Source organism: Streptomyces sp. C, assembly GCF_000158895.1.
In the GTDB taxonomy this organism is placed as follows: Bacteria; Actinomycetota; Actinomycetes; order Streptomycetales; family Streptomycetaceae; genus Streptomyces; species Streptomyces racemochromogenes.
This window is the reverse complement of sequence record NZ_GG657750.1, coordinates 3,262,847-3,287,283: the sequence shown is the minus strand read 5'-3', so window position 1 is coordinate 3,287,283 and position 24,437 is coordinate 3,262,847. Positions and strand designations below refer to the sequence as shown.

21 protein-coding genes are annotated in these 24,437 nt (G+C 72.8%); 15 read left to right on the top strand and 6 right to left on the bottom strand.

The window, feature by feature from the left end; all coding sequences use genetic code 11:
- The first annotated feature begins 34 nt into the window (after nt 1-34).
- Entirely contained in the window at nt 35-838 is an 804-nt protein-coding gene (locus SSNG_RS14555; protein WP_007264595.1) for an exodeoxyribonuclease III, read from the top strand.
- 153 nt (nt 839-991) lie between these two features.
- Here the strand turns inward: SSNG_RS14555 and SSNG_RS14550 are convergent, their stop codons facing one another.
- Nucleotides 992-1,663 carry a MerR family transcriptional regulator gene (locus SSNG_RS14550; protein WP_241695052.1) on the bottom strand — a complete coding sequence of 224 codons (672 nt, stop codon included), beginning with the start codon at nt 1,661-1,663 and terminating at the stop codon, nt 992-994.
- Between the two features lie 224 nt (nt 1,664-1,887).
- Here SSNG_RS14550 and SSNG_RS14545 point away from each other — a divergent pair, with 224 nt between their 5' ends.
- The 4 genes from SSNG_RS14545 (at nt 1,888) to SSNG_RS14530 (ending at nt 5,699) form a co-directional block, all read left to right on the top strand.
- On the top strand, nt 1,888-3,513 hold the full coding sequence (locus tag SSNG_RS14545; protein WP_007264593.1) for an NAD(P)/FAD-dependent oxidoreductase: 1,626 nt from the start codon (nt 1,888-1,890) through the stop codon (nt 3,511-3,513).
- Nucleotides 3,510-4,553 carry an alpha/beta hydrolase gene (locus SSNG_RS14540; RefSeq protein ID WP_007264592.1) on the top strand — a complete coding sequence of 348 codons (1,044 nt, stop codon included), beginning with the start codon at nt 3,510-3,512 and terminating at the stop codon, nt 4,551-4,553. Before SSNG_RS14545 ends, SSNG_RS14540 begins: the two co-directional genes overlap by 4 nt.
- Nucleotides 4,550-5,434, top strand: coding sequence for an SDR family oxidoreductase (locus SSNG_RS14535; protein ID WP_007264591.1), 885 nt, complete (start codon nt 4,550-4,552; stop codon nt 5,432-5,434). The genes SSNG_RS14540 and SSNG_RS14535 overlap by 4 nt, the downstream gene beginning before the upstream one ends.
- A gap of 76 nt (nt 5,435-5,510) precedes the next feature.
- Nucleotides 5,511-5,699 carry a hypothetical protein gene (locus SSNG_RS14530; protein WP_042801019.1) on the top strand — a complete coding sequence of 63 codons (189 nt, stop codon included), beginning with the start codon at nt 5,511-5,513 and terminating at the stop codon, nt 5,697-5,699.
- Between the two features lie 238 nt (nt 5,700-5,937).
- On the opposite strand, the gene SSNG_RS14525 is transcribed toward SSNG_RS14530, so the two are convergent.
- A complete protein-coding gene (locus tag SSNG_RS14525) occupies nt 5,938-9,201 on the bottom strand; it encodes a S41 family peptidase (RefSeq protein ID WP_042801018.1) in 3,264 nt (1,087 codons plus the stop codon).
- Nucleotides 9,202-9,478: 277 nt separating this feature from the next.
- Between SSNG_RS14525 and SSNG_RS14520 the strand changes: the two genes are divergently transcribed.
- Both SSNG_RS14520 and SSNG_RS14515 read left to right on the top strand, forming a co-directional pair.
- The gene (locus SSNG_RS14520) at nt 9,479-10,087 is read left to right on the top strand and encodes a TetR/AcrR family transcriptional regulator (protein ID WP_241695051.1); all 609 of its coding nucleotides are present in this window, start codon (nt 9,479-9,481) and stop codon (nt 10,085-10,087) included.
- Nucleotides 10,088-10,289: 202 nt separating this feature from the next.
- A complete protein-coding gene (locus tag SSNG_RS14515) occupies nt 10,290-12,500 on the top strand; it encodes an MMPL family transporter (protein WP_007264587.1) in 2,211 nt (736 codons plus the stop codon).
- A gap of 122 nt (nt 12,501-12,622) precedes the next feature.
- Here the strand turns inward: SSNG_RS14515 and SSNG_RS14510 are convergent, their stop codons facing one another.
- Nucleotides 12,623-13,015 (bottom strand): SsgA family sporulation/cell division regulator, encoded by a 393-nt coding sequence (locus SSNG_RS14510; RefSeq protein WP_007264586.1) that lies wholly within the window; start codon nt 13,013-13,015, stop codon nt 12,623-12,625.
- Between the two features lie 176 nt (nt 13,016-13,191).
- On the opposite strand from SSNG_RS14510, the gene SSNG_RS14505 reads away from it, so the two are divergent.
- The 4 genes from SSNG_RS14505 to SSNG_RS14490 all read left to right on the top strand — a co-directional run bounded on the left by SSNG_RS14505 (nt 13,192) and on the right by SSNG_RS14490 (nt 17,204).
- A complete protein-coding gene (locus SSNG_RS14505) occupies nt 13,192-14,253 on the top strand; it encodes an energy-coupling factor ABC transporter permease (protein ID WP_007264585.1) in 1,062 nt (353 codons plus the stop codon).
- A 1-nt stretch (nt 14,254) separates the two neighbouring features.
- Complete coding sequence (gene cbiQ, locus SSNG_RS14500) at nt 14,255-15,016, top strand: cobalt ECF transporter T component CbiQ (RefSeq protein WP_007264584.1); 762 nt, start codon at nt 14,255-14,257, stop codon at nt 15,014-15,016.
- 115 nt (nt 15,017-15,131) lie between these two features.
- Nucleotides 15,132-15,893 (top strand): ABC transporter ATP-binding protein, encoded by a 762-nt coding sequence (locus SSNG_RS14495; protein WP_128636964.1) that lies wholly within the window; start codon nt 15,132-15,134, stop codon nt 15,891-15,893.
- Nucleotides 15,894-16,040: 147 nt separating this feature from the next.
- On the top strand, nt 16,041-17,204 hold the full coding sequence (locus SSNG_RS14490; protein WP_206731297.1) for a serine hydrolase domain-containing protein: 1,164 nt from the start codon (nt 16,041-16,043) through the stop codon (nt 17,202-17,204).
- A 46-nt stretch (nt 17,205-17,250) separates the two neighbouring features.
- Here the strand turns inward: SSNG_RS14490 and SSNG_RS14485 are convergent, their stop codons facing one another.
- The 3 genes from SSNG_RS14485 to SSNG_RS14475 all read right to left on the bottom strand — a co-directional run bounded on the left by SSNG_RS14485 (nt 17,251) and on the right by SSNG_RS14475 (nt 21,200).
- Nucleotides 17,251-17,730: a YbaK/EbsC family protein gene (locus SSNG_RS14485; protein WP_007264581.1), complete on the bottom strand. Its 480-nt coding sequence runs from the start codon at nt 17,728-17,730 to the stop codon at nt 17,251-17,253.
- 64 nt (nt 17,731-17,794) lie between these two features.
- The gene (locus SSNG_RS14480; protein WP_007264580.1) at nt 17,795-19,441 is read right to left on the bottom strand and encodes a penicillin-binding transpeptidase domain-containing protein; all 1,647 of its coding nucleotides are present in this window, start codon (nt 19,439-19,441) and stop codon (nt 17,795-17,797) included.
- 79 nt (nt 19,442-19,520) lie between these two features.
- Nucleotides 19,521-21,200, bottom strand: a complete 1,680-nt coding sequence (locus SSNG_RS14475; protein WP_241695234.1) for a phospholipid carrier-dependent glycosyltransferase — start codon at nt 21,198-21,200, stop codon at nt 19,521-19,523.
- A 154-nt stretch (nt 21,201-21,354) separates the two neighbouring features.
- On the opposite strand from SSNG_RS14475, the gene rsmI reads away from it, so the two are divergent.
- From rsmI to SSNG_RS42090, 4 genes are all read left to right on the top strand, one after another.
- Nucleotides 21,355-22,251, top strand: coding sequence for a 16S rRNA (cytidine(1402)-2'-O)-methyltransferase (gene rsmI / locus SSNG_RS14470; protein ID WP_007264578.1), 897 nt, complete (start codon nt 21,355-21,357; stop codon nt 22,249-22,251).
- Nucleotides 22,252-22,519: 268 nt separating this feature from the next.
- Complete coding sequence (locus SSNG_RS14465; protein WP_128637462.1) at nt 22,520-22,906, top strand: hypothetical protein; 387 nt, start codon at nt 22,520-22,522, stop codon at nt 22,904-22,906.
- 9 nt (nt 22,907-22,915) lie between these two features.
- The gene (locus SSNG_RS14460) at nt 22,916-23,827 is read left to right on the top strand and encodes a TatD family hydrolase (protein ID WP_007264576.1); all 912 of its coding nucleotides are present in this window, start codon (nt 22,916-22,918) and stop codon (nt 23,825-23,827) included.
- A gap of 146 nt (nt 23,828-23,973) precedes the next feature.
- Nucleotides 23,974-24,396, top strand: a complete 423-nt coding sequence (locus tag SSNG_RS42090; protein WP_007264575.1) for a hypothetical protein — start codon at nt 23,974-23,976, stop codon at nt 24,394-24,396.
- Nucleotides 24,397-24,437 lie beyond the last annotated feature (41 nt).

The following is a 24,437-nucleotide window of genomic DNA, read 5'->3' as shown; positions in this document are numbered from 1 at the left end:
ATATCGTACGGATCCCTCCCGCTATGGTGCAGGGATGCTCACCGTGACCTCCGTGAATGTGAATGGGATCCGCGCCGCCGCCAAGAAGGGGTTCGTGGAGTGGCTCGCCGGATCCGACGCCGACGTCGTGTGCCTCCAGGAGGTGCGCGCCGAGGAGGCGCAGATCCCGGCGGAGGCCCGGGAGCCCGAGGGCTGGCACACCGTGTTCGCGCCGGCCGCCGTCAAGGGCCGGGCCGGTGTCGCGCTGTACACGCGGCGCGAGCCCGAGCGGGTGCGGGTGGGCTTCGGCAGTGACGAGTTCGACGCCTCGGGGCGCTACATCGAGGTCGACCTGCCGGGCGTCACCGTGGCGAGCCTGTACCTGCCCTCCGGGGAGGCGGGCACCGCGAAGCAGGACGAGAAGTACCGGTTCATGGAGGAGTTCCTCGGCTACCTCGGGGAGCTGAAGGCGCGGGCCGCCGCCGACGGGCGGGAGGTCGTGGTGTGCGGCGACTGGAACATCTGCCACCAGGAGGCCGACCTCAAGAACTGGAAGACCAACCGCAAGAACGCGGGCTTCCTGCCCGAGGAGCGGGAGTGGCTGGGGAAGGTGTACGCGGAGGCCGGCTACGTCGACGTCGTGCGCGGGCTGCACCCGGACACGGAGGGGCCGTACTCCTGGTGGTCCTACCGGGGCCGGGCCTTCGACAACGACGCGGGCTGGCGCATCGACCTCCAGGTCGCGAGCCCGGGGCTGGCGGCGAAGGCCGTGAAGGCCTTCGTCGAGCGCGCCGAGACGCACCCCGAGCGCTGGTCGGACCACGCGCCGGTGACGGTGGTCTACGAGCTGGGCGTCTGAGGGGCGCGGTGGCCGCTGTGGCGGCTGTGGCGGCTGCGGCGACTGGGCGTTTTGTGGCGGCTGGGGTGCATGCGGGTTCTGTGGCGGTTGCGGCTGCGGGTTCTGCGGCGGCTGGGGTGCCCCTTGCGGCTGAGGCCGGGTGGCCCGTTGCGGCTACGGCCGCTGGTGCAGGCGGTCCATCGCCATCGTGAGCTCCGCCTCGACCACGCTTTTGGCCAGCGGGCGCAGCCGGGTGACGGCCTTCTCCCCGAGGTGGGCGGAGATCAGCCCGGTGAACAGCTCCGCGAGCGCGTCCGCGTGCTCGCGGACCCGGCGGCCCGTCTCCAGCACCGCCGACAGCGGCACGCCTTCGCGTACCAGTGCCGAGGAGACGTCCAGCAGGCGCCGGCTGACGTGCACGATCGCCTCGCCGTCGGTGACGACGTAGCCGAGGTCGAGCGCGGCCGCCAGGTTCTCCGGGGTGACCTCGCCCTCGAAGTAGTCGGCCAGCATCTCGGGCGAGAGCCGGACCGGCGTCTCCTCCGACCCGCCGATTCCGAGCAGTTCGCCGAGCTGGCCGACGTCGCGGCCCTTCTCGAAGGCGGCGGTCAGCTCGGCGATGCCGCCGAGGGTGTGGCCGCGGTCCAGCAGGGCGGCGATCGTGCGCAGCCGGGTCAGGTGGCGTTCGTCGTACCAGGCGATGCGGCCCTCGCGGCGCGGCGGCGGGAGCAGCTTGCGCTCGCGGTAGAAGCGCAGCGTGCGCACCGGGATGCCCGCCGCCTCGGCCAGTTCCTCCGTCCGGTACTCGCGCCCGCCCTCGCGCTCCACGGGCTCCACGGTTTCCACGGCGGGCCGCGCCCCTCTCGTCGCCGGTCTGTCCACACCCGCAGCCTAGGGGGTGTCCTGTGGATCACGCCGGGGTCGGTCCGCGGGGCGTCCGTACGGAGTACTCGCGGTAACTTTCCCGGCGCGACCCCTACCCATGGGTACGGAGCTGCTCTACCCTCCCGATTGTGCCAGTGATTGCTGGCAACGTTGCGGTTCGGATTGCGGTGCGGAAGGCGGCGGGCATGGGCGGCAGCACGGTCGGCAAGGGCAGGAAGGTCGGCAAGGGCGCGCGCGAGCACGTACGGGTGGCGGTGGTCGGGTCCGGCTTCGGCGGGCTCGGCGCGGCCGTACGGCTGCGGCGCGAGGGGATCACGGACTTCGTCGTCCTGGAACGGGCCGACTCCGTCGGCGGCACCTGGCGCGACAACAGCTACCCCGGGTGCGCCTGCGACGTGCCCTCGCACCTGTACTCCTTCTCCTTCGCCCCCAACCCCGACTGGCCGCGCACCTTCTCCGGGCAGCCCGCCATCCGCGCCTACCTGGAGCGCGTCGCCGACACCTTCGGCCTGCGCCCGCACATCCGGCTCGGCCACGAGGTCCTGATGATGCGCTGGGACGAGCGGGAACTGCGCTGGGAGATCGAGACCTCGGCCGGCTCCCTGACCGCCGACGTCGTGGTGTCGGCGACCGGGCCGCTGTCCGACCCGAAGACGCCCGAGATCCCCGGGCTCGCCGAGTTCCCGGGCAAGGTCTTCCACTCCGCCCGCTGGGACCACGACTACGACCTGAGCGGCAAACGCGTCGCCGTGGTCGGTACGGGCGCCTCCGCGATCCAGATCGTGCCGGCCATCGCCCCCCGGACGGCCCGCCTGACGCTCTTCCAGCGGACCCCGCCGTGGGTCATGCCGCGCACCGACCGCGCCATCAGCACCGCCGAGCGCTGGCTGCACCGGCAGCTCCCCTTCACCCAGTCGGCCCGCCGCGGGCTGCTGTGGGGGATCCGCGAGCTCCAGGTCAGCGCGTTCACCAAACGGCCCAACCAGCTCGGGCTCATCGAATCCCTGGCCAAGGCCAACATGGCGCGCTCCATCAAGGATCCGCAGCTGCGGGCCAAGCTCACGCCCTCGTACCGGATCGGCTGCAAGCGGATCCTGCTCTCCAGCGAGTACTACCCGGCGCTGGCCCGGCCCGACGTGGACGTGGTCGCCTCGGGGCTCAAGGAGATCAGGGGCTCGGTGCTCGTCGCCGCCGACGGGACCGAGACCGAGGTGGACGCGATCATCTTCGGCACCGGCTTCCACGTCACGGACATGCCGATCGCCGAACGGGTGGTGGGCGCCGACGGACAGACCCTCGCGGACGCGTGGAAGGACGGGATGCAGGCGCTGCGCGGGGCGACCGCGGCCGGCTTCCCCAACTGGATGACGATCATCGGACCCAACACCGGCCTCGGGAACAGCTCGATGATCCTGATGATCGAGTCCCAGCTGAACTACATGGCGGACTACCTGCGCCAGCTCTCCCTCCTCGACGGCGGCGGCCTGGGCGGGCGCACCGCGCTCGCGGTCCGGCCGTCCGCCGTCAACCAGTGGAACCGGCGCGTCCAGACGCGGATGGAGCGGACGGTGTGGAACACCGGCGGCTGCACCAGCTGGTACCTGGACGCACAGGGCCGCAACACCACCGTGTGGCCGGGTACGACGGGTGAGTTCCGGCGCGCCACGTTGACGGTCGACCTGGCCGAGTACGAGGTCGTACGCGACCGCGACCGCGACCGCGGCCGGGTCCCGGCCCCCGCCGCGGCCGCCCCCGCCGTGGCCGCTCCGTCGGGCGCCGCGGCCGCCCCCGCGGAGGAGGGGGCCGCGTGAGCCGGCCCGGGCACGTCACCGCCGGCCGGTACGCGCCCCCGGCCGCGGCCCGCGAGCTGGTCGCCGTATCCGCCGACGGGTCCCGGCTGCACGTGGAGGTGCACGGTCCGGAAGGGGCCCCGGCCGTCGTGCTCTCCCACGGCTGGACCTGCTCCACCGCCTTCTGGGCGGCGCAGATCCGCGACCTGGCCCGCGACCACCGGGTCGTCGCCTACGACCAGCGCGGCCACGGCCGCAGCCCGGCGGCCGCCGCCTACGGCACCACCGCCCTCGCCGACGACCTGGCCGCCGTACTGGAGGCGGCCCTCGCCCCCGGCGAGCGCGCCGTGATCGCCGGGCACTCGATGGGCGGCATGACCGTCATGGCCGCCGCCGGACGCCCCGAGTTCGCCGAGCACGCCGCGGCCGCCCTGCTGTGCAGCACCGGCAGCTCGCGGCTGGTCGCGGAGGCGGCCGTGCTGCCGCTGCGCGCCGGGCGCGTGAGGACCCGTACGACCCGTGCCGTGCTCGGCTCGCGCGCCCCCCTCGGGCCCGTCACGCCCGTGGCCCGCGCGGTGCTCAAGTACGCCACCATGGGCCCCGGGTCCGCGCCGGACCGGGTGGAGGCCTGCTCCCGCATCGTGCACGCCTGCCCGGCGGGCGTGCGCCACGCCTGGTCCGAGGTGCTGGCGGGGCTGGACCTGGACGCCGAACTGGTCCGGCTGACCGTGCCGACCGCCGTCATCGCCGGCCGGGACGACCGGCTCACCCCCGTCGTGCACGCCCGGCGGCTGGCGGTGGCGCTGCCGAACTGCGTGGGCCTGACCGAACTCACCGGCACGGGGCACATGACCCCCGTCGAGGCCCCCGAGGCCGTCACCCGCGCCGTCCGTGAGCTGACGGGCCGCTACCTCCCCGCCGCATCCGGCGCACCTGCCGCATCCGGCGCACCCGCCGCACCTGCCGCATCTGACGCATCCGGCGTACCTGTCGCATCCGCCGCAACCGCCGCATCCGGCGTATCCGGCACATCCGACGCAGAGAAGGAGAAGACCGCGTGAGCGCTCGCAGGAGTCTGGAAGGCCAGGTCGCCGTCGTCACCGGCGCCGCCCGCGGGGTCGGCGAACTGCTCGCCCGCAAGCTGTCCGCGCGTGGCGCCAGGATCGCCCTGGTGGGCCTGGAGCCGGAGGCGCTCAAGGAGGTCTCCGGGCGGCTGCACACCGACAGCGACCACTGGCACGCCGACGTCACCGACCACGTGGCCATGGCCAGGGTCGCGCGGGAGGTCAAGGAGCGCTTCGGGAAAGTCGACATCGTCGTCGCCAACGCGGGCGTCGCGGCCGGCGGTCCATTCGGGGACTCCGACCCCGAGGCCTGGCGCCGCGTCATCGAGGTCAACCTGATCGGCGGAGCCGTCACCGCCCGCGCCTTCCTGCCCGTCCTCATGGAGAGCCGCGGCTACTTCCTCCAGATCGCCTCGCTCGCCGCGATCACCCCGGCGCCGATGATGACGGCGTACTGCGCCTCCAAGTCCGGCGTCGAGGCCTTCGCGCACTGCCTGCGCGCCGAAGTGGGCTACAAGGGCGTCAAGGTCGGCGTCGGCTACCTCTCCTGGACCGACACCGACATGGTGCGCGGCGCCGACCAGGACGAGGTCATGCGCGAGCTGCGCGGGCGGCTGCCCTGGCCCGCCAACCGCACCTACCCGCTGGGTCCGGCGGTCGACCGGATCGTGGCCGGCATCGAGCGGCGCTCGGCACACGTGTACGCGCAGTGGTGGCTGCGCGGCATGCAGGGCGTCCGCGGCTACCTGCCGGCGGTGATCGCGGCGGGCGGGAAGCGCGAGATGAAGCGCTTCGAGCCGAGGCTCGCCGAGGTCCCCAAGGGGCTCGTGGGGGCCGGCGGGGCGGCCGACGAAAAGGAGCGATCAGCCCACAACTGATCGAAATGCGCGCTTTGTGCCTGCATGTCAGTCTGGTCGAGGCCCAACCACCGACACCCCGTACGGAGTGAGAAGCATGGGTATCAAGGACCAGTTCCAGGACAAGGCCAACGAGATCAAGGAACGCGCCGAGCAGGCCAAGCAGGGCGCCAAGGACGAGATGTCCGAGCGCACCGCGAAGGCCAAGCAGCAGAAGAAGGACATGAGGTCCAAGTCCAAGCAGTCGGCTGACGACACCAGGGGCGAGCTCGACGACCGGACCTGAGGTCCTGGAGCGACCGCGAGGCACGCACCTTCGGGCCTGACTGCTACCAGGTCCTGACACATGACACACCCGGCGCCGACGCACACGGTGCCGGCGCACACAGCGCCGAGGGGCGCGGTCCGTACCGAGGAGGTCCGGACCGCGCCCCTTCCGCGTGCACCTCCGCGTGCACCGCCCGTACCCGCGTGCACCGCCCGTCGCCCGTACCGCTGCCGCCGTACCGCTGCCGCCCGTACGCCTACTCCCGCGGCGGCAGCTTCGGACGCCGGCGGTCCGGTACGTCGGTGTAGCCGGGCGGCACGGCTGCCGGGTCCTGCTCCAGCAGCTCCAGCGCCAGGTGCACGGCGTCGTCCAGCTGTGCGTGCCGCCCCTCCGCCCAGTCGAGCGGGGTGCGCAGGATCGGGAGGTCCGGCTCCACGCCGTGGTTCTCCACCGACCAGCCGTACTCCGGGAACCAGGCGGCGTTCATCGGCACGGTGATCACCGTCCCGTCGCCCAGGGTGTGCCGGCCGGTCATCCCGACCACCCCGCCCCAGGTGCGCTGGCCCACCACCGGGCCCAGGCCCAGCAGTTTGAACGCGGCGGTGATCATGTCCCCGTCGGAGGAGGTCGCCTCGTCGGCCAGCGCCACGATCGGGCCGCGGGGCGCGTTCGAGGCGTACGAGACCGGCTGCGCGTTGCGCGTCAGGTCCCAGCCGAGGATCGAACGGGTGAGTTTCTCCACGACGAGTTCACTGATGTGGCCGCCCGCGTTGCCGCGTACGTCGACGATCAGGGCGGGCCGGGACATCTCCATGCGCAGGTCGCGGTTGAACTGCGCCCAGCCGGAGCCGCCCATGTCGGGGATGTGCAGGTAGCCGCAGCGGCCGCCGCTGACCTCGCGGACGACGGCGCGGCGTTTGGAGACCCAGTCCTGGTAGCGCAGCGGACGTTCGTCGATCAGAGGTACGACCGCGACACGCCGGGCCCGGCCCTCGCCCTCGGCGGGCTGGAAGGTGAGTTCGACGGTGGTGCCGCCGGCCGCGGACAGCAGCGGGTAGGGGCCGGCGACCGGGTCCACGGGCCGGCCGTCGACGTGGGTGAGGACCGCGCCGTCCCGGATGCCGGTGCCCGCGAGCGGGGAGCGGGCCTTGGAGTCGGAGGACTCGCCCGGCAGGATCCGCTTGACCACCCAGCCCTCCTCCCGGTGCACGAGGTTGGCGCCGAGCAGCCCGATGGCCCGCTGGTAGTGGGGCGGGCCCTCGTTGCGGCGGGCGGGGGAGACGTAGGCGTGCGAGGTGCCGAGTTCGCCGAGGACCTCGCGCAGCAGGTCGGCGAACTCGTCCGGCGAGGCGACGCGTTCGACGAGCGGCCGGTACTGGCGCAGCACGCCGTCCCAGTCGATGCCGCACATCTTCGGCTCCCAGAAGTACGCCCGGATGAGCCGGCCAGCCTCCTCGAAGGCCTGGCGCCACTCGGCCGCCGGGTCCACCTCGTGCAGGATCCGCCGCAGGTCGAGGTAGACGGTGGAGTCGCCGTCACCCGATTCGGTGGCCGGCACGGCGCGAAGGTCACCGTCGTCGTTGACGACGAGCCGGGTGCCGTCGCCGCTGACCGCGAACCAGTCCAGCCCCGACGCCAGTTCCGTCTTGCGGGCCTTGGTCATGTCGAAGTGCTCCAGCGTCGGCTTGCCGCTGGTGTCGGCCGGGTTGGCGAAGGTCTCGCCGAGCGCGCCGGAGATGGGCCAGCGCAGCCAGACCAGGCCACCGCCGTGCACCGGGTGGAGTGCCGAGTACTTCGACGCGGAGACGGGGAAGGGTGTGACCCGGTTCTCCAGGCCCTCCACCTCCACCGTGACGGTGCCGTCGCCCTCGCCCGGTTCGCCCTCGACGGGGTCGAGTCCCCCGGCGGCGGGCCGGCCGTCGGGGGAGAAGGCGAAGGGGGAGGGGGTGGCCGAGGACAGCGGCACCAGGTAGGGGCGGCAGCCCAGCGGGAAGGACAGGTCGCCGGTGTGCACGTCGTACACCGGGTCGAAGCCGCGCCAGGACAGGAAGGCGAGGTAGCGGCCGTCCCGCGTGAAGACCGGGTTCTCGTCCTCGAAGCGGCCGTTGGTGACGTCGACGACGACGCGCGCGCCGGGGCCGGAGATCTTCGCCATCTTGATCTGCCGCAGGGAGCGTCCGATGCCCGGGTGCGACCAGGTCAGCCAGCATCCGTCGGGGGAGAAGGCCAGGTCGGTGACGGGGCCGTTGATGGACCGGATGAGTTCGGTGACCTCGCCGTTGGACTCCTCCGTCGCGTCGAGCAGCAGCAGCCGCCCGTCGTGGGAGGCGATGGCGAGCCGCTCACCGTCGGGGTCCGACAGCAGTTCGGTGACGCGGCCCAGCTCGCCCGAGGCCAGCCGGCGCGGCTCGCGGTCGCCGGAGGCGCGCGGCAGGTAGGCGATCTCGATCGCGTCCTCGCCCTCGGCGTCGGTGACGTACGCGACCTGCCCGCCGCTGCCGAGCATCTCCGGCAGCCGTACCCGTACGCCGGGGGTGTCGGCGATGGTGCGGGCCGGGCCGTCGCGGTGGGTGAGCCAGTACAGGCTGCCGCGCACGACGACGGCGCTGGCCCGGCCGGTGGTGTCCACGGACAGCGAGTCGACGTTGCTGGCGGCCGGCACCTGGTACGTACGCCGCCCCGCGCGCGGGCCGCCGAGGCGGACCGGCAGCTTGCGCGGCGAGGCTCCGTCGGCGAGGGAGTCCACCAGCCAGATGTCGCCCGCGCACTGGTAGACCACGCGGGAGCCGTCGCTGGAGGCGTGCCGGGCGTAGAACTCGTCGTGGTCGGTGTGGCGGCGCAGGCCGGTGCCGTCGGGCAGGCAGGAGTAGAGGTTGCCGATGCCCTCGTGGTCGGAGAGGAAGGCGATCCGGCCGCCGACGAACATCGGTGATTCGAGGTGTCCCTCGATGTCCTCCAGGAGCCGCTGCCCGTGCAGCCAGAGCCGGCCGGTGGCGCCGCCCCGGTACCGCTTCCAGGCGGCGGGCTCGTGCGGGGGCTTGCCGGTCAGCAGCAGGCTGCGGTGCTCGCCGTCGACGTCGGCGACCTGGATGTCGGAGACCGGGCCCCAGGGGAGGCGGCCGCCGGGGCTGCCGTCGGTGGGCAGTTTGTAGGCCCAGGAGTAGTACGAGAAGGGCTGCCCGTGCGAGGAGACGGCCAGGACGTTGCCGTCCGGGTCCCAGCCGCAGACCCGGGTGTCGGTGGAGCCCCAGTGGCTCAACCGGCGGGCGGGGCCGCCGTCGACGGGGGCGAGGTGGATCTCCGGGTCGAGGCTGCGCCAGGTGGTGAAGGCGATGTGCCGTCCGTCGGGGGAGAAACGGGGGTGGCCTACCCGGGTGCGGTCGACGGTGATGCGCCAGGCGCGGCCGGGGTTCTGGCCCTCGGGGACCAGGGGGGCGACCCAGAGGTCGTCTTCGGTGGCGAAACACAGCAGGTCGTCGTGGAGGTGCGGGAAGCGGAGGTACGCGACGTCGTGACTCACCCCCCAATGCTTTCCGCGGCGGAGGGGCGCGGCAACTCGTACAGGTGACCGTGTGCCGTCCGTGTGGGTGACGTGCGGACGGTGCCGGGGCGCTTCCTGGGCGTTGACGCATGCCGTGTGGCGCGTGCCGCGTGCCGCGTGCCGCGTGACGCCATGCCGCGCGACCCTCGCCGCGTGACCCACGCCACCTCGCTAACGAAACGGAACGGTTTCGTTTCGCTAGCCGCCGAGGTAGTCTCTGAGGAGTACGGAACCGTCTCGTTCGGAGGAGGTCGCGATGAAGGCGAGTTGCCGGGTGACCGACGTCATGTCGGCCCGCCGCAGCCGGATCACCCCCGAACGGGAAGCCGAACTCCACGGGGCGGTCCTCGACCTCCTGCGCGAGGTCGGCTACGAGGCCCTGACCATGGACGCCGTCGCCGCCCGTACGAAGTCCAGCAAGGCCACCCTCTACCGCCAGTGGGGGAGCAAGCCGGAGCTGGTCGCCAAGGCCCTGCGATGTACCCAGCCGGTCTCCCTCCGGGAGATCGACACGGGGACCCTGCGCGGGGACTTCGCCACGATGGTCGAGCGCTCGGACGACGCGCAGATGGCCAAGGACACCGCGCTGATGCGGGGCCTGGCCCATGCCGTCCACGAGAGCCCGGAGCTGCACCGGGCACTGCGCGACCTGCTGGTCGACCCGGAGCTCAACGGTCTCCAGGCGATGCTGCAGCGCGCCGTCGAGCGGGGCGAGATCCGGCCGGACTGCCCGGCCCTGGACTTCGTCCCGCACATGCTCATCGGGGCGTTCATCGCACTACCGCTGATCGAGGACCGGTCCGTCGACCGGGCCTTCCTCGGCCAGTTCATCGACGCCGTGGTCTTCCCCGCCCTCGGCGTCTGACGTCCCGCCCGGATGCTTCGCCCGCGGCCGGCTCCCCGGCCGCACGACTGCACGACTGCACGACCGTGCGAAGCACAGCTCCCCAGAAGTACAGAACGTCCTTCCTGCTGCTCCTGACACGCCGCTCTCGTCGTCGGGCCGGCTTTCCACGCCCAGATCCGTCCCGGATCCATCCCACGACCTGAAACGGGAGAACCACGACGTGGCCACCTTCCTCTACCGGCTCGGCCGCGGCGCCTTCAGGCGCCGCGGTCTGGTCGCCCTCGTATGGGTGGCGCTGCTCGTCGCCGCGGGCTTCGGCGCCGCGACGGCCTCCGCGCCCACCTCCGGCTCGTTCTCGATACCCGGCACGGAGGCCCAGAAGGCCTTCGACCTGCTGGACGAGAAGTTCCCGGGCATGTCCGCCGACGGCGCGACCGCCCGCATCGTCGTCAAGGCCCCGGCGGGCGCCAAGGTCACCGACCCGGGCCCCAAGGCCGAGGTCGAGAAGCTCATCTCCGGCCTGAAGAGCGGCGACGGCGCCGCCCAGATCGCCACCGTCGACGACCCGTACCAGACGAAGGCGGTGAGCCAGGACGGCTCCACCACCTACGTCAGCGTGAAGTACAAGGTCAGCGGCATGGAGCTGAAGGACGACACCCGAGAGGCGCTCAAGGACTCGGGCCACGCGGCCCAGAAGGCCGGCCTCCAGGTGGAGATCGGCGGCGACGCGCTGATGGAGGCCCCGGAGACGGGCTCCGGTGAGGCCATCGGCATCCTGATCGCCGGCATCGTCCTCGTGATCACCTTCGGCTCGCTGATCGCCGCCGGGCTGCCGCTGCTGACCGCGCTGATCGGCGTCGGCATCGGCGTGTCCTCGATCACCGCGCTCGCCAACGTCCTGGACCTCGGCTCCACCACCTCCACCCTCGCGATGATGATCGGCCTCGCGGTCGGCATCGACTACGCGCTCTTCATCGTCTCCCGCTACCGCGTGGAGCTCGCCGAGGGCCGCGAGCGCGACGAGGCCGCCGGCCGCGCCGCCGGAACCGCCGGCTCCGCCGTGGTCTTCGCCGGTCTGACCGTGGTCATCGCCCTGGTGGGCCTGGCCGTCGTCAACATCCCGATGCTGACGAAGATGGGTGTCGCCGCCGCCGGAACGGTGGTCATCGCGGTGCTCGTCGCCCTGACGCTGGTCCCCGCGATCCTCGGCTTCGCGGGCAGGAAGGTGCTGCCCGCCGGCCAGAAGAGCAAGCTGTTCGGCAAGGGCCGCCCGGCCGGCGCCGAGCCCAAGGCCAACGGCGGCACCCGCTGGGCGCGCTTCGTGCTGCGCCGCCCGGTCGTGGTGCTGCTGGCCGGTGTGATCGGCCTCGGCGCCATCGCGATCCCGGCGAGCAAGCTGGAGATGGGCCTGCCGGACGACGGCTCCAAGCCGGTCTCCACCAGCCAGCGCAAGGCGTACGACATGCTGTCCGAGGGCTTCGGCCCCGGCTTCAACGGTCCGCTGATGGTGGTCGTCGACGGTGACAAGGCGCTGGCCGACAGCACCGCCGACCGGATCAAGGGCCTGGACGGGGTGGCTGCAGTGATGCCCCCGCTCCAGAACGAGGCCAAGGACGCCGCGATCGTCAGCGTGATCCCGAAGGACCGGCCGTCCTCCACGGAGACCGAGGACCTGGTCCACAAGATCCGCGAGGGCAACGGCAAGGACGTGTTCGTCAGCGGCCAGACCGCGCTGAACATCGACTTCTCGCAGAAGATGAACGACGCGCTGCTGCCCTACCTGGCGCTCGTCGTCGGCCTCGCCTTCCTGCTGCTGATGCTGGTCTTCCGCTCGATCCTGGTCCCGCTCAAGGCGGCGCTCGGCTTCCTGCTGTCGGTGGTCGCGGCCCTCGGCGCGGTCGTCGCGGTCTTCCAGTGGGGCTGGCTCGGCTCGCTCTTCGGGGTGGAGCAGACCGGTCCGATCATGTCGATGATGCCGATCTTCATGGTGGGCGTGGTCTTCGGCCTGGCCATGGACTACGAGGTCTTCCTGGTCACCCGCATGCGTGAGGCGTACGTCCACGGCGAGCGGCCGGGCCAGGCCGTGGTGACCGGCTTCCAGTACAGCGCCCGCGTGGTCGTGGCCGCCGCCGTCATCATGATCGCCGTGTTCTCCGGCTTCCTCGGCGCCAGCGACGCGATGGTGAAGATGATCGGCTTCGGCCTGGCCGTCGCCGTCCTCTTCGACGCCTTCGTGGTCCGCATGGCCATCGTGCCGGCGGTGCTGGCGCTCCTCGGCCACAAGGCCTGGTGGCTGCCCAAGTGGCTCGACCGGATCCTGCCGAACGTGGACGTGGAGGGCGAGAGCCTGCGCAAGCACCTCGGCGAGTCCGGTTCCGACGCCGGCGCGCCGGAGGACCCCGACAAGCGGCGCGAGCTCGTCAACGCCTGAGCCGACGCCTGAGGCTGCGTCCCGGGGTCAACGCCCCGCGTCAACGCCGGGCCCGGAAAGTCACACCTGTCGAACGCCGGCCCCGTACCTGGAATCTCAGGTGCGGGGCCGGTGGCGTTCCGCTACGCCGTCCGGGTGGTGGCGTACGTACGGCGCAGGAAGCGGCGCAGCGCGGCGCTGTCGAACTGGAGGACGGCGACTCCCTCGGGCGAGTGGAACTCCATCACCGCCTGGACGCGACCGCACGGCCAGACGCGTACGTCCCCGCTCCCGGTCGGGGCCAGCAGGCCGGCCTCCAGGAGGGCCAGGGGGAAGACCCACTCGTTGTCGGTGTCCTCGGGGGACAGCTCGGCGGGGAAGACCACGCGCACGGCCAGCGGCTCGGCGGGGGTGAAGCGCAGGGCCACCGGAATGGCCCGGTAGAGGGGCTCGTCGGTGATCACGCGGGCGCGCACCCGCTCCTCGACGGAGGTCGCGGTGGCGGTGGCTGCTGGATTCTCGGCGGTGGCTGACATCGACAAGACTCCTCTAATCGGAACATTTGCGTCCGTTTGTCCGTCCAGCCTCGCACATTCCGACGAAACCGCACGGATCTATTTGTGACCCGGCTGCTCTTGCCAACGGTTTGCAACTGGGCACTACTCTTGAATGGTTAAAGACTTGTGCGAGAAAGAGGATGCGGAGCTACTCCATGCATGTGCCCGACGGATTCATCAACACACCCGTCTCGGTGGCCGCAGGAGTAGCGGCCGCCGCCGCTGTCGCGGTCAGCCTGCGCGGCGCCCGCCGCGAGCTCGACGAGCGCACCGCCCCGCTGGCCGGCCTCGTCGCCGCCTTCATCTTCGCCGTGCAGATGCTGAACTTCCCGGTCGCCGCAGGAACCAGCGGCCACCTCCTCGGAGGGGCACTCGCCGCCATACTCGTCGGCCCGTACACCGGCGTGCTCTGCGTGTCCGTCGTCCTGCTGATGCAGGGCATCCTCTTCGCCGACGGCGGCCTCACCGCACTCGGCGTCAACGTCCTCAACATGGCCGTGGTGACCGTCGTCGTCGCCTACGCCGTCTTCCGCGGCCTCCTCAGGCTGCTGCCCGCCGGCCGCCGCTCGGTCACCGTCGCCGCCTTCGCCGGGGCCCTCCTCTCCGTGCCCGCCGCGGCCACCGCCTTCACCGCCCTCTACGCCCTCGGCGGCACCACCGACGTCCCGATCGGCAAGGTCGTCACCGCCATGGTCGGCGTCCACGTCCTCATCGGCATCGGCGAGGCCGCCATCACCGCCGCGACCGTAGGCGCCGTGATCGCCGTACGCCCCGACCTGGTCCACGGCGCGCGCCGGCTGACCGCCCCGCTGAAGCTGCGCGTCGGCGGCGAACTGGTCGACGCCCCCGCCCCCGCCGCCACACCGGTGCCGGCCGCCGCCCGCTCCACCCGCAAGCTCTGGCTGACCGGCCTGGCCACCGCCCTCGTACTGGCCGGCTTCGTCTCCTTCTACGCCTCCGCCAGCCCCGACGGCCTGGAGAAGGTCGCCGCCGACAAGGGCATCGACACCAAGGTCGAGGAACACGCCGCCGCGGACTCCCCGCTCGCCGACTACAGCGTCAAGGACGTCTCCGACGCCCGGCTGTCCGGCGGCCTCGCGGGAGTCATCGGCGTCGGCGCGACCGTCGCCGTCGGCACCGGCGTGTTCTGGGCCGTGCGCCGCCGCCGCGCGCAGGACCTGACCGCGACGTCCACGGCCGCCCCGACGGCCGGCTGACATGGGAGCCGGCCACGCGCACAAGCTCTACCGGCACGGGCACTCGCCCGTGCACGAGCTGCCGCCGCACTGCAAGATCGCCGCGACGTTCGCGTTCGTGGTCGTCGTCGTGTCCACCCCGCGCGAGGCGGTGTGGGCCTTCGCCGGGTACGCGGTCCTCATCACCGCCGTCGCGGCGGCGGCCCGGATCCCCGCCGGCTTCATGCTGCGGCGGATGCTGATCGAGGTGCCGTTCGTCCTCTTCGCCGTGCTCATGCCCTTCGTGTCCCAGGGCGAACGGGTGGAGGTGCTCGGCATGTCCCTGAGCGTCTCCGGCCTCTGGGGCGCCTGGAACGTCCTGGCCAAGGGCACCCTCGGCGTGGCCGCCTCCGTACTGCTCGCCTCCACCACCGAACTGCGCGCCCTGCTCCTGGGACTCCAGCGGCTGAAGCTGCCGCCGCTGCTCGTCCAGATCGCCTCCTTCATGATCCGGTACGGCGACGTCATCACCGACGAGCTGCGCCGCATGTCGATCGCCCGCCGCTCGCGCGGGTTCGAGGCGCGCGGCGTCCGGCACTGGGGGGTGCTCGCCAAGACGGCCGGCGCCCTCTTCATCCGCTCCTACGAACGCGGCGAGCGGGTCTACCTCGCCATGGTCAGCCGCGGCTACGCCGGTTCCATGCCGGTGATCGACGACGTGGCGGCAACGCCCACGGAGTGGGCGCGCGCCTCTGCGCTCCCTCTGACAGCATCGGCCGTCCTGGCCGTCTGCCTGATGGGGTGACTCCTCCGCCTGGGGCGGCTTCTCACTGGCCTGAGAGGCTCATGACGGCCAAGCCCTGACCGCTGCCGTAGCAGGTGACCGACCGTAGCGGGGAACCCCCTGAAAGGAGATGGAAATGGACGTATCGAAGGCGGCGCCCTCCCTGGAGGTGTCCGGGGTCGCCTACGCCTACCCCGACGGGCACCAGGCCCTCTTCGGGGTCGACCTCACCGTCGGCCGCGGGGAGCGGGTCGCGCTGCTCGGCCCCAACGGCGCGGGGAAGACCACCCTCGTGCTGCACCTCAACGGCATCCTCGGCGGCGGGATCGGCTCGGTCAGCGTGGCCGGGCTGCCCGTGGAGAAGCGGAACCTCGCCGAGATCCGGCGCCGGGTGGGCATCGTCTTCCAGGACCCCGACGACCAGCTGTTCATGCCGACCGTGCGGGAGGACGTGGCCTTCGGCCCGGCGGCGGCCGGCCTGCGGGGCGCGGAACTGGAGGAGCGGGTCCGCGAGGCACTCGAACTGGTCGGCATGGCCGGCTTCGCCGACCGGCCCCCGCACCACCTGTCCTTCGGCCAGCGCCGGCGGGTGGCGGTGGCGACCGTACTGGCGATGCGGCCGGAGATCCTCGTCCTGGACGAACCGTCCTCCAACCTGGACCCGGCCTCGCGGCGCGAGCTCGCCGACATCCTGCGCTCACTGGACGTGACGGTGCTGATGGTGACCCACGACCTGCCGTACGCGCTGGAACTCTGCCCGCGGTCGGTGATCCTGAGCGAGGGCGTCATCGCCGCCGACGGACGCACCCGGGACCTGCTGTGCGACGACGCGCTGATGCGGGAGCACCGGCTGGAGCTGCCGTTCGGCTTCGACCCGCGGTCGGTGGCGGCGGCGTAGGGCGGCGGCGCTCGGTGGCGACGTAACGTGGGCGACTAATGTCACGGCGTGACCATGTGGCATTAGCCGGGGGTGTCGGGCTGTGGTGCGGGCCGGCTGCGGGCGGTCGGCGGCATAAGGGGCGGCCGATGGTTGTTGTGCCTGCTCGTGAACATCCAGGGTGTGGTGACCGAGGGCTTCGAGCCCGTCAGAGACGCCTTCGTGCGCAACTTCGAGGTCCTCGGGGACCGGGGTGCGGCCGTGGCCGTGTACCGGGACGGCCGCAAGGTCGTCGACCTGTGGGCCGGCACGAAGGACGCCGACGGCGACGCCGCCGGGCCCTGGACCGAGGACACCGCGACGATCGTGCGCTCCGCCACCAAGGGCGTGGCCGCCGCCGTCCCGCTGCTCCTGCACCAGCGCGGACTGCTGGACCTCGACGCGCCGGTGGGCTCCTACTGGCCCGAGTTCAAGGCGGGCGGCAAGGAGAAGACGCTGGTCCGCCACCTCCTCGCCCACCAGGCCGGAGTGCCCGCGCTGGACCGGGGGCTCACCACGGCGCAGGCCGCCGACGGGGTGAGCGGGGCGCGCGCGGTCGCCGGACAGAGGGCCTTCTGGGAGCCGGGCACCGAGCACGGCTACCACGCGCAGACCTTCAGCTGGCTGGTGTCCGAGCTGGTGCTGCGGGCGACGGGCCGCACCGTCGGCGGGATCCTCGCGGAGGAGATCGCCGAGCCGCTGGGGCTGGACTTCTGGATAGGCCTGCCCGAGAGCGAGGCGCCGCGGGTGGGCCGGGTGGCGCCGGTGGAGCCGCCGGCGAGCGCGGGACTGCTGAAGACACGGCCGAGGAGAAATGTTTCCGAGGCCTACGCGGACCCGGACTCCCTCACCCGGCGCGCCTTCGCGGCCATCGACCCCGCGCCGGACGAGAACGACCCCGTCTACCAGGCGGCCGAGCTCCCCGGTTCCGCCGGCATCGGCACGGCGCGCGCCCTGGCCCGCTTCTACGGGGCGACCATCGGCGTGGTGGAGGACGGGGCGAGGATCTTCACCCCCGCCACCACCGCGCTGGCCGGCACGGAGTTCGCGTCCGGGCCGGACCGGGTGCTGGTCGTGAACACCCGTTTCGGCCCGGGCTACATGCTGCACGGGCCTGCGTCCCCGCTGCTGTCGCCGGCCTCCTTCGGCCATCCGGGGCGGGGCGGTTCCCTGGCCTTCGCGGACCCGGAGGCGGGGATCGGCTTCGGCTACGTCACCAATGCCCACGCCAAGTCGGTCACCGCCGACCCGCGCGCGCAGGCGCTGGTGCGGGCGCTGCGGTCCTGCCTCTGACGCCGTACGGCGGGCGCGGGTGCGGGGTGGCCGGGTGCGGCCGCGGTCAGGCGCCTTCGCGTACGTCTGCCAGCGTGGCCGCGGCGTGCTCGATGAGCTCCTTCGGGGGCATGGGGAAGACGGTGTGCGGGGTGCCGGCGGCGGCCCAGACCACGTCGTGCTCCAGCAGCGAGCGGTCGGCCAGCACCCGGGTGCGGGTGCGGTGGCCGAAGGGCGGGACACCGCCGATGGCGTAGCCGGTGGTCTCGCGGACGAGCGCGGCGTCGGCGCGGGTGACTTTCGCGGCGTCGAGTTGACGCCGTACGGCCTCGACGTCGACCCGGGAGGCGCCGTCCATGAGGACCAGCACCGGGACCCCGTCCGCCGCGAAGATCAGCGACTTCACGATCTGGCTGAGCTCGCAGCCGATCGCGGCGGCGGCGTCGGTGGCCGTACGGGTCCCTTCGGGGAAGGCGCGGACGTCGAGGTCGAGGCCCAGCTCGGTGAGGGCCCGGGCGAAGAGGGGGTGCGGGGTGCTGGTCGTCATGCCGGGACGCTAGCGCTGTGCGGGGCCCGGGGCCACGCGTTTACCCCCGGCGCCCCCGCCCCCGTCAGGAGGCGTTCAGGACCGTGGCGACGATGGGGCCCGCTGAGTCGCCGCCGTGGCCGCCGCCTTCGACCATGGCGGCCGCCGCCACGTCGCCCCGGAAGCCCGTGAACCAGCTGTCCGGGGCCGCCGCGCCGTCGACCTCCGCCGAGCCGGTCTTCGCGCCCTTGTCGGAGCCGCCCACGGAGGACATGGCGCCCGCCGCCGTGCCGCCGGGGCCGGCGGCCTGCTTCATCATCTTCACCAGCTGCGCCGACACCCCCGGTGCCAGCGCGCGCGGGGCGGTGGCCAGGGTGCGGCCGTCCAGCGAGGCCTTGACCAGCACCGGCTGGCGGAACACCCCGGTCCGGGCGGTCGCCGTGATCGACGCGACGTTCAGCGGGTTCATCTGGACGGCGCCCTGGCCGATGTACTCCGCGGCCGCCGCCGGACCGGAGGTCACCGGCACGCTGCCGTCCTGGGACGGGATGCCGGTCTTCCAGTCCAGCCCGATCCCGAAGGCCTCCTTGGCCGTCCTCGGCAGTGCCGCGTTGTCGTGCACCTCGTCGATCAGGCCGATGAAGGCCGTGTTGCAGGACTTGGCGAAGCTGGTCGAGAAGGGCTGGCCCTTCAGCGAGAAGTTGTTCAGGTTGTGGAAGACCTTGCCGTCCCACGAGACGCTCTGCGGGCAGTCCGCCGGGCGGTCGGCCGCCACCAGGCCCTTCTCCAGCAGCATCGCCGCCGTCACGATCTTCATCGTCGAGCCGGGCGCCCGCCGGCCCTGCATCGCGGCGTTGAAGCCGTCCCTGCGGTGGTTGGCCACCGCCAGGATGTCGCCGGTGCTCGGCTGGACGGCGACCACGGAGGCCTCCGGGTGCTGGGCGACGGCCTTCTCCGCCGCCGCCTGCACGTCGGCGTCCAGCACGGTCCGGATCTCCCCCGGCTTGCCCTCCACCAGCGTCAGCAGGCTCCGCCTCGGCGCGTCCTGGGCCGCCGGTTCGATCCACAGCTCGACGCCGGGCGTGCCGCCGGTCTTCTCCCCGTAGGCCTTGCGCAGCGAGTCCAGCACCGGCCGCAGCGACGGGTACTGCTCGGGCGTCAGCTCCTTGCCGTTGCGGTCGACGGCCTTGACCGGCGGGCTCGCCGGGGTGCCCGCGCGCAGCTTCTCGTCCTTCTGGAGCTGCGGGTGGATCACCGAGGGCTGCCAGTCGACGAGCGGCCTGCCGCTCTCGGTGCCGCGGACGACGGTCAGGCGGGAGTCGTAGACGAGGGGCTTGGCCGTGCCCTGGTGGCTGACTTCGGCCTCGACCTTGAACGGCACCGAGGCGCCTTCCGCCGCGCCGGGGGTGATGGCGGCCTTGGACACCATCGCCTTGGCCCGGTAGTCGGCCACCGCGGTCTGCGCGGCCTGCGTGTTGTTGGTCAGCGCGGCGGCCGTGGCGTCGTCGCCGGCCGCCCACGCAGCGAGGAAGGCCTTCGCGGTGGCGGCGGCCTCCTTCTCGGTGACCGGCCCGCTCCCCTTCGCGGCGGTCGCCGCGCTGTTCGTCGTGGCGCGGTCGCCCGCGCCGTCGTCGCCGGCGTCCCCGACCAGCGCGTACACCCCGTATGCGGTGCCGCCGACCATCGCGAGGAACACCCCGCCGACGATGGCACCCTTCGCCGCCCCGTTCACTGCGTCCCCTCCCCAGGAGCCCCCGTCCTCTGAACATGTTCAAAGAACCTGTGAGGGGACCTTACCTCTCAGTAACGGTTCAGATCCAGGTGTCCATCCACATCCGGCCACGCCACGAGTCCATGGGCAGGGTCTGGCCGGTGTAGATCGGCCAGAAATAGATGAAGTTCCAGACGATCAGGAGGACGAGGACGCCCGCGCCGATCGCGCCCACCGCGCGCCGCCGCTCCGAGGAGCCCGCCGGCCCCAGCAGTGCGCCGACCAGCATCGCCACCGCCAGGCACAGGTAGGGGACGAAGACCACCGCGTAGAAGTAGAAGATGGTCCGCTCCTGGTAGTTGAACCAGGGCAGCAGGCCGGCGCCCAGCGCGCACGCGATCGCGCCCGCCCGCCAGTCGCGGCGGAAGAACCACCGCCACAGCACGTACAGCAGCGCGAAGCAGCCCGCCCACCACAGCAGCGGCGTGCCGAGCGCCAGCACCTCGCGGGCGCACTTGCCGGCCTCGGACGCCGGGCAGCCGTCGGTGCCGGGCGAGGGGGACTCGTAGAAGTAGGAGACGGGCCGGCCCAGGACCAGCCAGCTCCACGGGTTCGACTCGTAGGTGTGGCCGGAGGTCAGGCCCACGTGGAACTTGTAGACCTCCGTCTCGTAGTGCCACAGGCTGCGCAGCCACTCGGGGAGGAAGGACAGCGGGCTGTTCTGGTCGTACTTGGCGGCCCAGTCGCGGAAGTAGCCGCCCTTGCCGTTGTCCGGGCTGAGGATCCAGCCCGTCCAGGAGGCCAGGTACACGGCGACCGCGACCGGCACCGTCGACAGGAAGCCGGGCAGCGCGTCGCGGCGCAGCATCGCCGCGTACGGGGCGCCCGCGCCGGCGGTGCGGCGCGCGGCCGCGTCCCACAGGACGGTGAGGATCCCGAAGAAGGCCAGGACGACGAGGCCGTTCCACTTGGTGCCGAAGGCCAGGCCGAGGCAGACGCCGGCCAGCAGCCGGTACGGGCGCCAGCCCAGTTTCAGGGTCTCCGCGACCGTGACGTCGGGGTGGGCGCGGCCCTCCTCGTCGACGGGCAGGGCGGCGGCGAGTCTGGCGCGCGCCTTGTCCCGGTCGATGACCAGCGCGCCGAAGGCCGCCAGGACGAAGAACATCAGGACCAGGTCGAGCAGCGCGGTCCGGCTCATCACCAGGTGCAGTCCGTCGACCGCCAGCAGCGCGCCCGCCAGGCAGCCGAGGAAGGTGGAGCGGAACAGGCGCCGGCCGATGCGGCAGACCATCAGCACCGACAGGGTGCCGAGCACCGCCGTCATGAACCGCCAGCCGAAGGGGGTGAAGCCGAACATCCACTCGCCGAGGCCGATCACCCATTTGCCGACGGGCGGGTGCACGACGTAGCCGGGGTCCAGGGGGAGCGGTACCGCGTCGGGATTCGACAGGATCGACTTGTCGACATCCTTGGGCCAGCTGGCCTCGTAGCCCTGCTTGACGGTGGCCCACGCGTCCTTGGCGTAGTACGTCTCGTCGAATATCACCGCCTTGGGGCTGCCCAGGTGCGTGAACCGCAGCACCCCCGCCACCAGCGTGACCAGCAGCGGCCCCGCCCAGGCCATCACCCGCCGCCAGGTCCGGCGGGCCGGCTCGGGGACGCCGAGCGCCGTCCACAGCTGTTCGGACGGCCGTGCGTACGGGGGCACGAGGCGGGTGCGGACGTCGGTCACCGGTGCGGTCGGCGCGTAGCCGAACCCGCGCAGGCGGCGCAGCCACACGGGCGGCTCGTAGTCGGAGTCGCCTCCGCCCGGCCGGACGGGCGGGGCCCCCGCGGGGCTGGGCGGCGGCGTCGCGGTACTGGTCACCGGATCATCGTAGGGAACGCCCCTGTGGAGCCCCAGCCCCCACGAGCCCCAATGAGAGGATGAGCCGGTGACAGCTGAACAGCCCCGCGGTGCCGAAGCCCCCTCCTCCCACGGCGTACTCGTCCTCGCCGGGACCCCCATCGGCGATCTCGCCGACGCCCCGCCCCGGCTCGCGGCCGAGCTGGAGCGGGCCGACGTGATCGCCGCCGAGGACACCCGGCGGCTGCGCCGGCTCACGCAGGGGCTCGGCGTGCACACCACCGGGCGCGTCCTGTCGTACTTCGAGGGCAACGAGTCCGCCCGCACCCCCGAACTGGTCGAGGCCCTGGAGGCCGGCCGGCGGGTTCTGCTGGTGACCGACGCCGGGATGCCCTCCGTCTCCGACCCCGGCTACCGGCTGGTCGCCGCCGCCGTCGAGAAGGACATCAAGGTCACGGCCGTGCCGGGGCCGTCCGCCGTGCTCACCGCGCTCGCCCTGTCCGGGCTGCCCGTGGACCGCTTCTGCTTCGAGGGCTTCCTGCCGCGCAAGGCGGGCGAGCGCCTGGGCAAGCTCCGTGAGGTGGAGGGCGAGCGGCGCACCCTCGTCTACTTCGAGGCCCCGCACCGGCTGGACGACACCCTGGCGGCCATGGCCGAGGTGTTCGGCGCCGGCCGGCGGGCCGCCGTGTGCCGCGAGCTGACCAAGACGTACGAGGAGGTCAAGCGCGGCGGGCTCGGCGACCTCGCCGCGTGGGCGGCCGAGGGCGTGCGCGGCGAGATCACCATCGTGGTGGAGGGCGCCCCCGCCCCCGCGCCGGGCGACGTCGACGACGAGGAGCTGGTGCGCCGCGTGCGCGTGCGCGAGGAGGCCGGCGAGCGCCGCAAGGAGGCGATCGCGGCGGTCGCGGCGGAGGCCGGCGTACCCAAGCGCGAGGTCTTCGACGCGGTCGTGGCGGCAAAGAACGCGACACAAAAGATGCCGTAAGACGGTAAAGAGCTAACCTGAAAAGCAAAGCTCAGACCGCGCACCGGCCCCTTTGGGCATGACTCGGCCAAGGACCGTCCATTACTGGACAGGGCCTGATGCGCTCCCGCCCGAAGAGGCGTCCACTGGCAATGGCACCAGTGGAACAAGAGGAGCTGGCATGAGTGAGATCGCAGACACCCCGGTACCCGTCACGGCCGCCGCGGGACCGGCCCCTGTTCCCACCTCCCGCGTACAGACCGTGCACGAGGCCTACTCGTTCGCGTGCATGAAGTGCGGCTACGGCTGGGAGCAGGCGTACGCGATAGAGCACCACGTCGACGGCAAGGGCGAGCCGTTCATCATGTACACGGTGAACGGCGAGCGGGTGCCCTCGCCGCTGTCGAACCCGACCTGCCTCAACTGCGGCGGCCACGTCGTACGCATCATGCGCGCGGGCCAGGTCTCCACGGTGCTCGGCACGATCGACCGGCTCTACCACCACCGCATCGCCCCCGGGATCGCCGGACCCGTCCCGGCCGGCGAGAACGCCCCCCGGCCGCCGAAGCAGCGCCGGACGCCGTCGCACGACGCGCCGGGGCCGGTGGCCGTGGACGCGTCCGAGCGGCGCCGCGGGCCGCTGTCCCGCCTCCTCGCCTTCTTCAGGCGGTCATAAGATCGGCTCATGAGCCCGAGCCCCTCCTCCTCCCCGGCCGCCGCCGCCAAGGCCGCGTCGAAGGACGTCCCGCCCCCGCTGCCCGAGCCGTTGCGGGTGGCGGTGGCCGACTCGCACACCCACCTCGACATGCAGTCCGGCACCGTCGAGGAGGGCCTCGCCAAGGCCGCCTCGGTGGGCGTGACCACCGTCGTCCAGGTGGGCTGTGACGTGAAGGGCTCGCGCTGGGCCGCCGAGACCGCGGCCGCGTACGCCAACGTCCACGCCGCCGTCGCCCTCCACCCGAACGAGGCCCCCCGCATCGTCCACGGGGACCCCGACGGCTGGTCCCGGCAGGGCGCCCGCCCCGGCGGAGGCCAGGGCGCCCTCGACGACGCGCTCGCCGAGATCGAGGCGCTGGCCGCACTCGACCACGTCAAGGCGGTCGGCGAGACCGGCCTGGACTACTTCCGCACCGGCCCCGAGGGGATGGCCGCGCAGGAGCGCTCCTTCCGGGCCCACATCGAGATCGCCAAGCGGCAGGGCAAGGCCCTCGTCATCCACGACCGCGACGCCCACGCCGACGTCCTGCGCGTGCTGCGCGAGGAGGGCGCCCCCGAGCGCACCGTCTTCCACTGCTACTCCGGCGATGCCGAGATGGCCCGCGAGTGCGCCGCCGCCGGCTACTACATGTCCTTCGCCGGGACCGTCACCTTCAAGAACGCCGCACCGCTGCGCGAGGCCCTCGCCGTGGCCCCGCTGGAACTGGTGCTGGTGGAGACCGACGCCCCGTACCTCACCCCCGCGCCCTACCGCGGACGGCCCAACGCCCCGTACCTCGTTCCGCTGACGGTCCGCGCCATGGCCGCGGTCCGCGGGATCGACGAGGACGCCATGGCCACCGCCCTCGCCGCCAACACGGCGCGCGCCTTCGACTACTGACGCGCCGCCAGCCCCGCTCCACCCCGCCCTTCGCGCAGCCGTTCGTCCGACACGCTGGGTAGTCGAACGGCTTTGGTGCGTGACGCCACCTGCCGCTAGGGTGCCGTGCCCGAGCAGCCGGGGGCCGGACCAGTGGAGCGAGCGACGTGAGCGAAACGCAGGGCAGTCACCGCCGTGCCCCGTGGCCGGACACCGCACCCGGCCCGGACCCGCACGACGCCCCGTACGACGCGCCGCCCCACGAGGAGACGTACGCCGACCCGTACGCGGACCCGTACGGCCCAGCCGCCCCCGAGCCTCAGGTCCCCGCCCCCCGCGGCGAGGGCCGCCGGGCCGCCCGCCGCCGCGCGGCCGCCCCCGCCGGAGGACGCCGCCGCGCCACCACCGCGGAACCTCCGCCCCCGCCGTCCCCCGCCCCCGGAACCGGATCCGGATCCGGCCGCCGCAGGCGCTCCGCCCCCGCCCCGGCCGGCCGTACCCCGGCCCCCGCCCCCGCCCGCGACAGCTGGCGGCGCATCGTCCCCCAGGCCCTCGTCGTCGCCTTCCTGGCCGGCGGCACCACCGCCTAAAATCGCCGCCGACAAGGCCGTCCGCCTCACGGTCGACGGAG